At 43.8% G+C, this 15,150-nt stretch carries 13 protein-coding genes and 1 rRNA gene; all 14 read left to right on the plus strand.

Annotated features, from left to right (window positions below; translation table 11 throughout):
• The first annotated feature begins 243 nt into the window (after positions 1–243).
• Positions 244–558 carry a DUF6142 family protein gene (locus tag ABHC48_RS14430; protein WP_187566583.1) on the plus strand — a complete coding sequence of 105 codons (315 nt, stop codon included), beginning with the start codon at positions 244–246 and terminating at the stop codon, positions 556–558.
• 73 nt (positions 559–631) lie between these two features.
• Positions 632–1,237, plus strand: a complete 606-nt coding sequence (locus ABHC48_RS14435) for an HD domain-containing protein (protein ID WP_195699889.1) — start codon at positions 632–634, stop codon at positions 1,235–1,237.
• A gap of 110 nt (positions 1,238–1,347) precedes the next feature.
• The gene (locus ABHC48_RS14440; RefSeq protein ID WP_195699930.1) at positions 1,348–3,408 is read left to right on the plus strand and encodes an aminopeptidase; all 2,061 of its coding nucleotides are present in this window, start codon (positions 1,348–1,350) and stop codon (positions 3,406–3,408) included.
• Positions 3,409–3,548: 140 nt separating this feature from the next.
• Complete coding sequence (gene purE, locus ABHC48_RS14445; RefSeq protein WP_118579028.1) at positions 3,549–4,055, plus strand: 5-(carboxyamino)imidazole ribonucleotide mutase; 507 nt, start codon at positions 3,549–3,551, stop codon at positions 4,053–4,055.
• Positions 4,056–4,184: 129 nt separating this feature from the next.
• Positions 4,185–5,210 (plus strand): phosphoribosylformylglycinamidine cyclo-ligase, encoded by a 1,026-nt coding sequence (gene purM, locus ABHC48_RS14450; RefSeq protein ID WP_118579246.1) that lies wholly within the window; start codon positions 4,185–4,187, stop codon positions 5,208–5,210.
• On the plus strand, positions 5,204–5,830 hold the full coding sequence (gene purN, locus ABHC48_RS14455) for a phosphoribosylglycinamide formyltransferase (RefSeq protein WP_148462742.1): 627 nt from the start codon (positions 5,204–5,206) through the stop codon (positions 5,828–5,830). Before purM ends, purN begins: the two co-directional genes overlap by 7 nt.
• A gap of 10 nt (positions 5,831–5,840) precedes the next feature.
• Complete coding sequence (gene purD, locus ABHC48_RS14460; protein ID WP_195699888.1) at positions 5,841–7,115, plus strand: phosphoribosylamine--glycine ligase; 1,275 nt, start codon at positions 5,841–5,843, stop codon at positions 7,113–7,115.
• A gap of 142 nt (positions 7,116–7,257) precedes the next feature.
• Positions 7,258–8,451 carry an FprA family A-type flavoprotein gene (locus ABHC48_RS14465; protein WP_173717279.1) on the plus strand — a complete coding sequence of 398 codons (1,194 nt, stop codon included), beginning with the start codon at positions 7,258–7,260 and terminating at the stop codon, positions 8,449–8,451.
• A gap of 208 nt (positions 8,452–8,659) precedes the next feature.
• A complete protein-coding gene (locus tag ABHC48_RS14470) occupies positions 8,660–9,553 on the plus strand; it encodes an SseB family protein (RefSeq protein WP_195477767.1) in 894 nt (297 codons plus the stop codon).
• A 140-nt stretch (positions 9,554–9,693) separates the two neighbouring features.
• Complete coding sequence (locus ABHC48_RS14475; RefSeq protein ID WP_118579020.1) at positions 9,694–10,065, plus strand: GntR family transcriptional regulator; 372 nt, start codon at positions 9,694–9,696, stop codon at positions 10,063–10,065.
• 62 nt (positions 10,066–10,127) lie between these two features.
• Positions 10,128–12,587 (plus strand): ATP-dependent Clp protease ATP-binding subunit, encoded by a 2,460-nt coding sequence (locus ABHC48_RS14480; RefSeq protein ID WP_347505740.1) that lies wholly within the window; start codon positions 10,128–10,130, stop codon positions 12,585–12,587.
• 182 nt (positions 12,588–12,769) lie between these two features.
• Positions 12,770–13,183 carry an endosialidase gene (locus ABHC48_RS14485; RefSeq protein WP_118579014.1) on the plus strand — a complete coding sequence of 138 codons (414 nt, stop codon included), beginning with the start codon at positions 12,770–12,772 and terminating at the stop codon, positions 13,181–13,183.
• Complete coding sequence (gene radA / locus ABHC48_RS14490; protein WP_118579011.1) at positions 13,177–14,553, plus strand: DNA repair protein RadA; 1,377 nt, start codon at positions 13,177–13,179, stop codon at positions 14,551–14,553. The genes ABHC48_RS14485 and radA overlap by 7 nt, the downstream gene beginning before the upstream one ends.
• A gap of 516 nt (positions 14,554–15,069) precedes the next feature.
• Positions 15,070–15,150: ribosomal RNA gene (locus tag ABHC48_RS14495) — 16S ribosomal RNA — on the plus strand; the annotation flags it as partial.

Below are 15,150 nucleotides of genomic sequence, written 5' to 3' on the forward strand. Positions count from 1 at the left end.
TTCACAGAAAACCCGAGAGTTGCGGCGCGAAATTATGCAAAGCATGATTTCTGTGCATCGCGAAGCGTGTTACTGTGAACGAAGTGAACAGTAACATCATATTCGAAGGAAAGTCCTGGATAGCAGCCATGAATGAGCCATGCTTACCTAAGCGGATTTATGGATATTGTATGGCAGCAGCTGACTTTCATATTTTGACATGCCTGCGTGGGCGGACATGTCCATTTAGGAGAAAGTTCCATTATGGCAAGAAGATATAGATATTCATTTACAAAGAAAAAAGAAGCGAAAAAAGGGAAGCTGTCTGCCGGTCTGGCGGCAGCGTCCTTTTTGTTGTTTATAACGGCTGTTGTCCTGGCGTATCTTTTGGATGACAGCTTTGGGTTTCTGGTAGGAGGAGTGGGTTTATTTGCCACCCTTCTTTCCGTATACGGATTTATTATGGGACTGCTCAGCTTTTCTGAGGAGGGCAAAAGCCATAAAACCAGTATTATCGGTTCGATCAGCAATGGACTGTTTCTGATCGTGTGGATCGGAGTGTACCTGACCGGATTGTAGAGCACGGCGTATGTATTGTGGAAATCCGTTTGAAAGCAATAATAATTGATCAGACAGGGGAAGGGGAATATATATGGATGAACGTTTAAAAAAGCAATTGGACTTTATTCTGGAAGCAGATAAAGTGAAAAATATTATGCGTCAGACCTATCTGGCGGATGGAAAACGCAAGGAAAACGATGCAGAACATTCCTGGCACCTGGCACTTATGGCAGTACTTTTGAAAGAATATGCATCAGAGGAAGTTGATCTTTCCAAAGTCATTCCTATGGTGCTGATTCACGATCTGGTAGAGATTGATGCCGGAGATACCTATGCTTATGACGCTGTTGGGGGAGCTACCCAGCATACAAGAGAAGAAGCTGCTGCACAGCGCATTTACGGCCTTCTTCCGGAAGACCAGGGAAAATGGCTTTATGATCTTTGGGAAGAGTTCGAAGCTTATGAAACACCAGAGGCCAAATATGCGCACATGCTGGACAACAGTCAGCCACTTTTTCTGAACAATGCTACAGATGGAATCAGCTGGGTAGAGCATGGCGTGAAGAAAAGTCAGATTTACACACGAAACCGCCGTACTGGTGAGGGAGCACCAAAAATCTGGGAATATATGCAGGAATTGATTGACCAGCATGTAGAAAAAGGACATGTGATCGACGATATGTCCAAAAAAGAATAAGAAGTGTGCTGATCGCGGAAAAAATTATTCAAACAGGCGCTGTCGGTGCCGTGACGGATAGCTTCGTATAAAAAAATGAAAAGTGAGGGAAACGTGTGGACGAATTACTGATGGAACGTTATGCTCTTGCAAAAGAAAGAGTATGTGAGATCAAAGAGGAGAAAGCAGTACAGATGCCATATCTGGACTTTTTCCAGAAAACAGCTGCTTTTCTTGAAAAAAATGTGGAAATTATGGATGGCGTTGTATTTTTGGGAGAAACCAGGGAACCAAGGAAACTTGCAGATGCGGCTGATTTATCTATAGATGAATGGAAAGAACTGAATCGTGATCTGTATGCAGATATCCTTCCGGAAAATTATAAAAACAGTTACGGAAATCCGGTTTATGCCTGTGAAAAGCTTGGGGAATACGGAAAAGACTTTTCTTTCCTGTATGCAGAGCTGCGTGGTATTGTGGTCTATGCCTTTGAAAAGAGGCTGTGGGACATAACTGTGCTTCTGGAGCTGTTTCTGGAAGTTTATGGCGCTTTTGCTCAGGAAGAGATTCCTACAGAAGAAGAATTGAGGGGGATTTTAAATTCCTATGCAAATGATTACTGCCAGGATATGATAGAGTACCGCACTAGAGAGTGCGTGGACCCGGAGCTGGATTTTGCGGCAAAAATTATCATGAATTCTGATTTTTCAGACCTTCGTTACCTGTATCTGTTTGGAGAATGCATTACAGAGAATGAACTTGGAGTGGCTGCATTTCTTAACGGTCTTTCCCAGGAAGAAATCGATTCCTGCGCAAGAACCTATACAGAGGGCTACCGTTTGGGATTTGTAAATGGACACAAAGACCTGAGCAAAAAGAAAACAGTCAATATCCGCTACAACCTTGGTTTTGAACGTATGGTAAAAGCGGCAGTTCTTCAGTTTGAGGAGATGGGGCTGAAGCCAGTTATATATCGCTATCCGACCCATGCGGTAAACAGGCGCGGCTCTTATAGAATTGGCTATACAGGCGCTGTTGCAAACCCGCAGTTTGACTATGATCATCGACAGGACGGGGCACTTTTTCTGGATCAGGATTTTGTGCAGAAGCGCCTTCGTGCCCTGCAGACTTCCTATGAGAAATATAAGGAGCTGGCGTATGTTCACGCTGGTCCAGCCTGCATTGAGGTATTTGGGGAAGCTCCGTTTTCACCGGTGAGTGTAAAAGAGGCATGGCAGTTCAGTGATGCCCAGCAGAAGCTGGAAATTGAGATGCAAAATGAAGCTGGACAGATTACAAACCGCTACATTAAAGGTGATGAGAGAAGTTTTACCATTATTGCATATCCGGTCCCTGAGATCGGCGGTGATTATGAGGAGATTTTCCGCCAGATCGTGAAAATCAACACCCTGGATTACCAGCTTTATCAGAAAATCCAGCAGACCCTTATTGATACTCTGGATACTGCAGAATGGGTATCTGTAAAGGGAAAAGGAGCAAATGAAACAGATCTCAGGATACATCTGCACACTCTTACCGACCCGGCGAAGCAGTCCAATTTCGAGAACTGTGTAGCGGATGTAAATATTCCCGTTGGTGAAGTGTTTACTTCCCCGGTCCTTTCCGGAACAGACGGTCTTCTTCATGTAAGCCAGGTATATCTGGAAGGTCTTCAGTTCCGTGATCTGAAGCTTGAATTTAAAGATGGAAAAATTACATCCTATTCCTGCGGGAATTTTGAAAATGAAGAAGAGAATAAAAAATATATTGAGGATAATATCCTGTTCCATCATCCAACACTTCCAATGGGGGAATTTGCAATCGGAACGAATACTACGGCTTATGTAGCTGCGAAGAAATACAACATTGCAGATAAGCTGCCTATTCTGATCGCAGAAAAAATGGGACCTCATTTTGCAGTAGGTGATACCTGTTACAGCTGGTCTGAGGATACTGCCGTGTACAATCCGGATGGAAAAGAGATCATTGCAAGAGATAATGAAATCTCCATTTTGAGAAAAGAAGATATAAGCAAGGCGTACTTTGGCTGTCATACAGATATTACCATTCCTTATGATGAATTGGGAAGCATCTGTGTTCCTGGAAAGAATGGGGAGAAAATTTCGATTATTGAGGATGGCAGATTTGTGCTGGCCGGAACGGAAGAATTGAATAAACCTTTTGGGGAATAAAGGAAAGTTTAAAATCTAACAGCAAAATTAATTAGCCCTATAAAATTTTTCTTTGCCTCAATCGTATTGACAGAAAATGTTATTCTTAGTAGAATTTACGCGAATGGTAGTTCTAAATATAACTAAAAGAGGAGAATATTATGCCAAAAGTAGGAATTGTAATGGGCAGTGATTCAGATATGCCGGTAATGAGCAAGGCAGCAGACATTCTGGAGAAACTTGGGATTGATTACGAAATGCGTATCATCTCCGCACACAGAGAGCCGGACGTGTTCTTTGATTATGCGAAGACAGCTGAGGAAAAGGGATTTAAGGTCATCATTGCAGGTGCCGGTATGGCAGCACATTTACCAGGAATGTGCGCAGCGATTTTCCCGATGCCGGTTATCGGAATTCCTATGCACACTACATCACTTGGGGGAAGAGATTCCCTGTATTCCATTGTACAGATGCCATCCGGCATTCCGGTAGCAACTGTTGCAATTAACGGAGGGGCAAATGCTGGTCTTCTTGCAGCGAAGATTCTTGCAACATCCGATCCGGAGCTTCTTGCACGTCTGAAAGCCTACAGCCAGGAGCTGAAAGAGCAGGTCGAAGCCAAGGATGCGAAATTACAGGAAGTGGGACATAAGGCTTATACAAAATAGAATTATACAGCAGGGGCAGAATAACCTTTTCTGCTGATGCAGGTGAAGAATCCTGCGAGGCAGGATCTTTCTATGAAAACCATAATAAACACCATAATAGAAACCATAAAATTCTGGGAGGAAAAAGGCATGGATTACAAGAACGCGGGCGTTGATATTGAGGCAGGATACAAATCAGTAGAATTAATGAAACAGCATATTGCAAAGACTATGAGACCAGAAGTACTTGGAGGAATCGGCGGATTCTCAGGTGCTTTTTCCATGAACAGCTTCAAGGATATGGAAGAGCCTACACTGGTTTCCGGAACTGACGGAGTTGGAACCAAGCTGAAACTGGCATTTATTATGGACAAACATGACACTGTTGGAATCGATTGTGTGGCAATGTGTGTAAACGATATTGCATGTGCAGGCGGAGAACCTCTTTTCTTCCTGGACTACATTGCCTGTGGAAAGAACTATCCGGAGAAGATTGCTGAGATCGTAAAAGGTGTTGCAGAAGGCTGCAGCCAGTCAAGCGCAGCCCTCATCGGCGGCGAAACTGCTGAGATGCCAGGATTTTATCCGGTAGACGAGTATGACCTGGCTGGATTTGCAGTTGGTGTTGTTGATAAAAAAGACCTGATTACAGGAGAGAATTTAAATACCGGAGATGTTCTGATCGGAATGGCTTCCTCAGGCGTACACAGCAATGGTTTCTCTCTTGTCCGCAAAGTGTTTGAGATGACAAAAGAGTCTCTGGACACATATTATGATGAACTTGGAACTACCCTTGGTGAGGCGCTGATCGCACCAACCAAGATTTATGTAAAAGCTCTTAAGAGCATTAAAGATGCAGGGGTTAAGATCCACGCATGCAGCCATATCACAGGCGGCGGTTTCTATGAGAATGTACCTCGTATGCTCAAAGAGGGCACAAGAGCCGTGATCGAGAAAGACAGTTATCCGGTACTTCCGATCTTTAAGCTTCTTGCAAAGACCGGAGACATTGAAGAAAAGATGATGTACAACACCTACAACATGGGACTTGGTATGGTTCTGGCAGTTGATCCGGCTGATGTAGATAAGACTATGGAAGCAATCAAGGCAGCAGGTGAGACACCATACGTAGTAGGACGTATTGAAGCAGGAGAAAAGGGAGTGACATTATGCTAAAGGTTGCTGTCCTGGTATCAGGAGGCGGTACCAATCTCCAGGCAATCCTGGATGCCATTGATTCCGGCAGGATCACCAACGCGGAAGTTTCTCTTGTGATCAGCAATAATCCAAATGCTTACGCACTGGAAAGAGCGAAGAACCATGGTATAGAGGCTGTCTGTATTTCACCTAAAGAATTTGAAAACCGTGAAGAATTTCATAAGGCACTTTTAAAGAAATTGCAGGAAAGCGGAGCAGAACTGATTGTTCTTGCAGGCTATCTGGTTGCAATTCCACCTATGATCGTGGAGGCATTTCCAAATAAGATCATCAATATCCATCCATCCCTGATCCCATCCTTTTGCGGCGTAGGATACTATGGACTTCATGTTCATGAAGCTGCCTTAAAAAGAGGCGTGAAAGTAACAGGTGCTACTGTTCATTTCGTGGATACAGGTACAGATACCGGCCCTATTATTTTGCAGAAAGCAGTAAAAATCGAGCCGGATGATACCCCACAGTCTCTTCAGAGAAGTGTAATGGAAAAGGCAGAGTGGAAGATCCTTCCGAAAGCAATTAATCTCATTGCCAATGGAAAGATTTCGGTAGAAGATCATATTGTGACTATCAGCGATTAAGGAGGAGATTATGAAAGTACTGATCGTAGGAAGCGGCGGAAGAGAGCATGCAATCGCATGGAGTGTATCCAGAAGCCCTAAGGCAGATAAGATTTACTGTGCACCGGGAAATGCAGGAATTGCAGAGTATGCAGAGTGCGTGAACATTGGTGCTATGGAATTTGAAAAACTTGCTGATTTTGCTCAGGAAAATCAGATAGACCTTACCATCATCGGTATGGATGATCCGTTGGTAGGCGGTATAGTAGACGAGTTTGAATCCCGCGGTTTACGGGTATTCGGACCTCGTAAAAATGCAGCAATCCTGGAAGGCTCCAAGGCATTTTCCAAGGATCTGATGAAGAAATACAACATTCCGACAGCCGCATACGAGAATTTTGATGACCCGGAAAAGGCACTGGTTTATCTTCGCACCGAAGCAAAATTCCCTATCGTCCTCAAAGCAGACGGACTTGCTCTTGGAAAAGGTGTTCTGATCTGTCAGAATCTTCAGGAAGCAGAAGCTGGTGTGAAAGAGATCATGGAAGATAAGAAGTTTGGAAGCGCCGGAAATACCATGGTTATTGAGGAATTTATGACTGGTCGTGAAGTTTCCGTTCTTTCTTTTGTAGATGGAAAAACAATTAAAACCATGACCTCCGCACAGGATCATAAGCGTGCAAAGGACGGTGACCAGGGCTTAAATACAGGCGGAATGGGAACCTTTTCTCCCAGTCCTTTCTACACAAAAGAGGTGGATGAGTTCTGTAAGAAATATGTATATCAGCCAACTGTGGATGCAATGGCTGCTGAAGGAAGAGAATTTAAAGGAATCATTTTCTTTGGTCTGATGCTGACAGCAGATGGTCCGAAGGTACTGGAATACAATGCCCGTTTCGGAGATCCGGAAGCCCAGGTTGTTCTTCCGCGTATGAAGAACGACATTGTAGAAGTTATGGAAGCCTGCATTGATGGAACTCTGGATCAGATCGATCTTCAGTTTGAGGACAATGCCGCTGTTTGTGTAGTTCTCGCAAGTGACGGATATCCGGTGAAATATGAGAAAGAAATCCCGATGTATGGATTTGAGAATTTCAAGGATAAAGAGGGATATTACTGTTTCCATGCCGGAACCAAGTTTAAGGATGGCCAGATCGTTACAAACGGTGGACGTGTTGTAGGAATCACAGCCACAGGCAGCAATCTGAAAGAGGCCAGAAAAAATGCCTATGCGGCAACAGAGTGGATCACTTTCGCAAATAAATATATGCGCCATGATATTGGAAAAGCAATTGACGAAGTATAATTAAGTGGTATAAAATAGGCAGGAGACAAGAGTGTTTCCTGTCTGTTTTTTGGTTATGGAAGTCCTGACAGGATGAAAATACAAAAGTCAGAGAATTCTGTGTTGCAAAATTTGTTTAGCAAAAGCATTAGGAGGAACCATTATGTACAATGTGAAGAAAGTAAACGAAGATTTATACTGGATCGGTGCAAGTGACAGAAGACTTGCCCTTTTTGAAAATATTTACCCGATTCCAAGAGGAGTTTCCTACAACTCTTATGTGATCCTGGATGAGCAGACCGTGCTTCTGGATACAGTTGACAAGTCTGTGAGCGGACAGTTTTTTGAAAATCTGGAGCATGTTCTTGGAAACAGACCTTTGGATTATATGATCGTAAACCATATGGAACCAGATCATTGTGCAATTGTGGAAGAGGTGGTAAGAAGATTCCCGGAAGTGAAGGTTGTGGGAAATGCCAAGACCTTTAACATGATGAAACAGTTCTTTACCTTTGACGTGGATGCTCATGCAGTTGTGATCAAAGAGGGAGATACCATCAGTACAGGTAAACATACTCTTGCGTTTGCCATGATCCCCATGGTTCACTGGCCAGAGGCAATGGTTACATACGATGCATATGACAAAGTGCTTTTCAGCGCAGATGCTTTTGGTACTTTTGGAGCGCTGAATGGAAATGTGTTTGCAGATGAAGTAAATTTTAAAGAAGAGTGGCTGGATGACGCTAGAAGATATCTGGTAAATATTGTTGGAAAATACGGCGGACCGGTTCAGAGTGCCTTGAAAAAGGCCCTTACACTTGATATCGCCATGATCTGCCCACTTCATGGTCCTATTTGGAGAGAGGATCTTGGATGGTTTATTGACAAATATCAGAAATGGAGCACTTATACACCTGAAGATCATAATGTTGTGGTTATGTATGCCTCCATTTATGGAAATACGGAGAATGCAGCTGATGTTCTGGCAGGCAGACTGGCAGATGCAGGGGAGAAGAATGTGAAGGTTTATGATGTTTCTGTAACAGATCCTTCCTATCTGGTAGCGGAAGCATTCCGCTGTGACAGAATCGTATTTGCCTGCCCGACTTATAATGCAGGACTTTTCCCGAAGATGGAAACCCTGCTTCATGAACTTGCTGCCCACAATCTGCAGAAGAGAAAAGTGGCAGTTCTGGAAAACGGTACCTGGGCTTCTACTGCAGGTAAGCAGATGAAAGAGATCCTTTCCGGTATGAAAGATATGGAAATCTATGAAGAGACGGTAACGGTAAAGTCTGCCCTGAAAGAAGACCAGCTGGCACAGCTTGATAAGATTGTAGAATTTATGACAAAATAAGAGAAAGTTTGTCGGATCAGTGGATGCCAGGAACGCGGTAAAATTGCATAAAAACACTGACGGTTAGACTTTACTTTTTTGCAATTTTGTTATAAAATAAAACCTATATTAGGTTTTTGTCGATATGTTTTGAAATCTGCCAGACAGGACAAGGTTCATAGAATTTTCGTATACGACAGCAGGAAACCAGGACTGAGAGGATAATGACATGGGAATCACTGAACAGGAAGCAATTAAGGAATTACAGACAAGAGACGAAATCTTTGTAGCGTATTCACAGGCTACGAAGCTTCCATATGTAATTTGCGATCAGGAGAGTTTTAATGATCAGGTGTGGGTATTTGCCACAGAAGAAGAGATTAAAGCATTTGGCAAGAAGAAATTAGAGGATAAGATTCTTCTTATGGGAATGAAATATGAGAAGAAAGACTACCCGAGATTCTATGGCACACTTTATGCAATCGGTGTAAACAGTGTAGTATGGGTTGATGGAGAGAATCAGATTGAGGTTGAGCTTACCAGAATTGCCAGACAGGCAGACTTTAGCCAGCTTGAGCCGAAGAAGCAGCCACTTTTTAATTCCACTCTTCAGCTTTCGGGTATCTATTTTATGCAGGAACTCCGTCGCCCGATTAAGAAAGAGGAGCGCACTGTGAACCTTCGTGAAATGGAAGAAGAGCTGATCGTGAATCTTAAGAAATCCGAATTTCTGGTAGCTATGGCTACTGATCCGGAAGACCCGACCAAGGTTAACATTCCATATCTTAAGAACAAACAGGGTGATATTCTTCAGCCGGCTTTTACAGATGTTATGGAATTTGATAAATTTGCAAGAGGCAAGAAGCTTCGGGCAGCCAAGGTTCCATTTGCCAAACTGCCAGGTCTCATCATCAACCAGGCGAAAGCATTTGTGATCAACCCGATGGGATTCAATCTGATTCTTGACAGAGTACAGCTTGGAAAGATTCTGGGTGTTGAGATCCCTCCGGCTGCAGCACCGGCTGAGAGTGCGCCTGCTGAGGCAGCAGCTCAGGAGACTAAGGCATCAGAGGGTGAAGTAAAGGCAGAAGAAGCACCGGCAGCTGAGACACCGGTTCAGTAGGAATAGGGAGCGCTGCCAGCTTTGCAGATGGCTTATATTTAGACGAAGTGATTATTACGAAAGACAGGAAGAGACCGGGGCAGTATGACTCCGGTCCCTTTGTTTTGTAATATTCACTGTTTTTTACAGGGAGGGATAAAATGGTAATAGAGATAGATTTCCAGAGTGACGAGGCACTTTATACCCAGCTGATGAATCAGATCATTATGGGAATTGCCACATCCCGGCTGCAGGAAGGAGATCCTCTTCCATCTGTCAGACAGCTTGCGGATACCATTGGAATTAATATGCATACTGTAAACAAGGCCTATTCCTTGTTACGCCAGGAAGGATTTGTCTCCATTGACAGAAGAAAAGGCGCAGTAATCTGTCTGGATGTGGATAAGTTAAGGGCTATGGAGGAATTGAAGCAGAATTTACGTGTTGCGCTGGCAAGGGGCTGCTGCAATAATGTGACCAGGGAAGAAGTGCATAGTCTTATAGATGAGATTCTGGATGAATATGAGAAATAAAAGCGAGATTGTTCGAGAAATCAACTTGTTTGTACACTAGCGTAAGGAGGAACAATTGATCAATGCGAAATAAATTTACGAAACAGGCTCAGACAGCCCTGACACTGGCAAAGGCAGCAGCCATTGATTTTGAACTGGGCTATATTGGTACAGAACATCTTTTACTGGGACTTTTAAGCGAGACAGAAGGCACTGCCGGAAGAGTCCTGGAGGAATTTCAGGTAGATGGCAAGAAACTGGTGGAACTGATCGATAAGCTGGTAACTCCGGCAGAAGTGGGAAATATAACTGAGATTGAAATGAAGCCGCCATACAGTCCGAGAACAGAGAAGGTTCTGAAAAGTGCCGTGGCAGAGGCACAGAATTCTGGCTGTGAGAAGGCAGGAACGGAGCATTTGCTCCTTGCCATGCTCCGCGAGACGGACTGTGTTGGAACCCGGCTTTTGTATACGATGGGAGTGAATATCCAGAAGCTTTACGCAGCAGTCCTTGGAGCCATGGGCTATGACAATGAGTCTATTCAGGAAGAGTTCCAGGCTGCCAAGGCCATGCAAAATCCGGGAGGCAGCCCGACACCGGCACTTGACCAGTACAGCCGTGATCTGACCCAGATGGCAGCAGAGGGCAAACTGGATCCTGTTGTGGGAAGAGAAAAGGAAATCAGCAGACTGATCCAGATCTTAAGCCGCAGAACCAAGAACAATCCATGTCTGGTAGGCGAACCCGGGGTAGGCAAGACTGCTATTGCAGAGGGGCTTGCCCAGAGGATTCTTGCAGGTAGTGTTCCGGAGACGATTAAAGACAAGCGCCTGGTAGTGTTGGATCTGTCTGGAATGGTGGCTGGAAGCAAGTACAGAGGTGAATTTGAGGAGCGTATCCGTAAGGTCGTGGATGAAGTACATGAGAATCAGGGGATTCTTCTGTTTATTGATGAGCTTCATACAATTATTGGAGCTGGCGGAGCAGAAGGAGCCCTTGACGCATCCAATATTCTGAAGCCATTTCTTTCCCGTGGAGAATTGCAGATCATAGGTGCGACCACTCTGGAAGAGTACCGCAAATATATAGAGAAGGATGCTGCTCTGGAGCGACGCTTCCAGCCGGTCACCGTGGAAGAGCCTTCTGAAGAGGAGGCTTACGAGATCCTGAAAGGACTTCGCCCATACTATGAAAGACATCATAAAGTAGAAATATCAGATGAAGCTTTGGAAGCAGCAGTTAAAATGTCAGTACGTTATATTAACGACAGATTTCTTCCGGATAAAGCAATCGACCTGATTGATGAAGCTGCTTCTAAGGTACAGCTTTCCGGATATCAGGCTTCTTCCGAGATTGAGGATTTAAGCCGTGAGATTCAGGAAATCCTTCAGGAGAAAGAGCGTGCCATCAAAACTGGTTATTTAAGTCTTGCCAAAGAATGTCAGGAGAAACAGAAGGAAGCAGAAGCCAGACTTGAGCAGCTTCAAGTAAAAGAAGAAAAGAAGAATCAGAGAAAATCCGGAAAAGTGGACGAAAAAGCCGTAGCCTCGATTGTATCCGACTGGACCAAAATTCCGGTACAAAGACTGACGGAGGGAGAGACCAGACGTCTTGCTCAATTGGAAAAAGAACTTCACAAACGTGTGATCGGTCAGGAGGAAGCAGTGCATGCTGTTTCTCAGGCTGTAAAACGTGGTCGTGTGGGATTGAAGGATCCGAACCGTCCAATTGGTTCTTTCCTGTTTCTGGGACCAACAGGCGTTGGGAAAACAGAACTTTCCAAGGCACTGGCTCAGGCTGTGTTTGGCAGTGAACAGGCTATGATTCGTGTAGACATGTCTGAATATATGGAGAAACACAGTGTTTCCAAGCTGATTGGTTCTCCGCCAGGCTATGTGGGATATGATGAAGGCGGACAGCTCAGTGAAAAAGTACGCAGAAATCCATACAGTGTTATTCTTTTTGATGAGATCGAGAAAGCACATCCGGATGTGTTTAACATTTTGCTTCAAGTGCTGGATGACGGACATATTACAGATGCCCACGGAAGAAAAGTGGATTTTAAACAGACGATCATTATCATGACTTCCAATGCGGGCGCCCAGGCAATCGTAGAACCGAAGCAGCTTGGTTTTATTTCCCAGAAAGATGAGAAAAAGGATTATGAAAAAATGAAATCCGGCGTTATGGAAGAAGTGCGCCGTCTTTTCAAACCGGAATTCCTGAATCGAATTGACGAGATTATGGTATTCCACACCTTGAATAAGGAGGAAATCCGTAAGATTGTACTCCTGCTCCTGAAATCACTGGAAAAACGTTGCGAGGAACAGATGGATATTCATCTGAATGTGACGAATTCTGCAGTAGATTATATTGCAGAAGCTGGATTTGATGCTAAATACGGTGCAAGACCTCTTCGCCGGGTCATTCAGTCCAAGATAGAAGACCGGCTGGCAAATGAGCTCCTGGAGGGCAAGATCAAGCGGGGAGACATCGTGCAGGTACAGTATAGAAATAAAGAAATTCGTTTTATTGTGAAGTAATATTAGGTTTGAACAGTAACCAGTAATATTCTAAAATTACTATAAATTTTATGTAAGGGACTGGCAAAGAAAAAAGTTTTATTATATAATATGTACAACATCGGGGAAACCGGTGAAAAGGATCTGGCGAGGAGAAATCCGCCGGAGAACATAACGAAAGAGTCTTAGGGAGGACAAGCATCATGGCAGTAGTAAAGGAACTGATCCGTACAGAGGAAAATGGTACCATCAGCTTTGGAGATTATGAGAAGAACCAGAAATCAAAGGTTTCTGATTACCCACATCAGGGAGATATGTATAAAGTAAAAACATTCAAGGAGATCACCAAGCTGGAACGCAACGGTATGTTTGTATATGAGTCCGTACCAGGTACCGCTGTATTCAATCTTGCACAGGACGGAAACCAGATGAGTTTTCGCGTAGAGGGACCGGAGGATGCACAGATTACTGTAGAACTTGAAGCAGAAGCACAGTATGAGGTATATCTTGACGGAGCAAGTACAGGTAAAATGGAGACTAACCTTGGCGGAAAGCTTTCTTTCAGCGTAGAGCTTGGAAATGGCTCAGCTGTTGATGTAAAAATTGTAAAATGCTAAAAAACAAAAAAATGGTATATTTTTGCCAGGAGTGCGGTTACGAATCCTCGAAATGGATGGGACAGTGCCCTGGATGTAAGGCCTGGAATTCTTTTGCGGAAGAACCTGTATCCACAGGGAAAAAGGCATCAGGAGGCGGTAAGTCCGTTTCCAGGCAGCAGTCTGAACCGGTGATTCTGAAGGAGATCAGTCTGAAAGAGGATGAACGTCAGACAACGAAAATAGGGGAACTTGACAGAGTACTCGGGGGCGGCATTGTCCCCGGGTCTTTGGTTCTTGTGGGGGGAGATCCGGGTATCGGAAAATCTACCCTTCTTTTACAGGTGTGCCGGAATCTGGCTGAGAATGGAAATTCTGTCCTCTATATTTCCGGTGAGGAGTCTTTGCGTCAGATCAAACTTCGTGCTAACCGTATCGGTACTTTCAACGAAAACCTTCAGCTTTTATGTGAGACCAATCTGGATACTGTACGAGAAGTAATGGAACGAAAGAAACCAGATGTAGCTATTGTGGACTCTATTCAGACTATGTTTGATGAGGAGATTGGTTCTGCACCGGGGAGCGTTTCCCAGGTAAGAGAGTCTACGAATGTACTGATGCAGATTGCAAAAGGTCTTGGAATAACGATTTTCATTGTTGGTCATGTGACCAAGGAGGGCAATGTGGCAGGTCCGAGAGTGCTGGAACATATGGTTGACACAGTGCTTTATTTTGAGGGAGACAGACATGCTTCCTATCGGATTCTGCGTGCGGTGAAGAATCGATTTGGTTCTACCAATGAAATTGGCGTTTTTGAAATGCAGGGGACTGGTCTTGAAGAAGTTTCAAACCCTTCGGAGTATCTTTTAGAGGGACGTCCTGAGAACGCGTCAGGGTGTGTTGTGGCATGTTCTATGGAGGGAACACGCCCGATCCTTGTGGAAATTCAGGCATTGGTTTGTGAGAGTAATTTTGGTATTCCAAGAAGGACTGCTGTGGGAACGGATTTTAACAGGGTCAATCTTCTCATGGCTGTATTGGAGAAGAAAGTTGGGCTTCATCTTGCTTCTTCTGACGCCTATGTAAATATTGCCGGAGGGATGAAGATGACAGAACCGGCGATTGATCTTGGAATCTGCCTGGCAATTGCATCCAGCATGAAGGATATTGTAATTCCAGACAAATTGATGGCTTTTGGTGAAATTGGACTTAGTGGAGAAGTACGTGCCGTAAGTATGGCGGGGCAGAGAGTGCAGGAGGCGAAAAAGCTGGGATTTGACACCGTGATCCTGCCGGAAGTGTGCAGAAGCTCGGTGGAAAAAGCTGATGGGATTAAGCTGGTGTATGTGAGACAGATTCAGGAGGCGATTCGGTATATTATGAGTAAATAGGTTTTATGTTTACATTTGTAAAAATATATAGAAAAATAATACTTGAAAAAGTAAGCAATGATAACCTGTAAAAAAATATGGATTTTTTTGTAAAAAGTGCTTGACGATTCCTTGCGGCAGTGGTATAGTAAACAAGCTGTCGCAAGGAATTGCTTCTGAAATGCTGAAAAATAAAATGGTTTTCAGAAAATTCGAATTAACTGTTGACAAATGACTGAACTTATGATAAAGTAACCAAGTCGCTTGAACAGAACGACAGAAAACAACAACTTTAGACAGAATCTTGAAAATCTCAAAAACTTTTGAAAAAAGTGCTTGACAAGATTTGGAAGATATGGTAAAGTAAACAAGCTGTCGCAAAGAGATGACAGACAAACAACCTTGATAACTAAACAGTGAAACACATACGATTCTCGAAAATTCTTAACGAATCATCATTCAAATGAATGAACTTTTTATAACAGTAATGACGAGAGATAACTAAGCTAGTTGGTTGTCTTGAGTGCATCAAACACTTTTACAGAGAGTTTGATCCTGGCTCAGGATGAACGCTGGCGGCGTGCTTAACACATGCAAGTCGAACGGGAAATACTTTAT

The organism is Ruminococcus sp. 1001136sp1 (genome assembly GCF_039841815.1).
GTDB lineage: Bacteria > Bacillota > Clostridia > Lachnospirales > Lachnospiraceae > Blautia_A > Blautia_A faecis.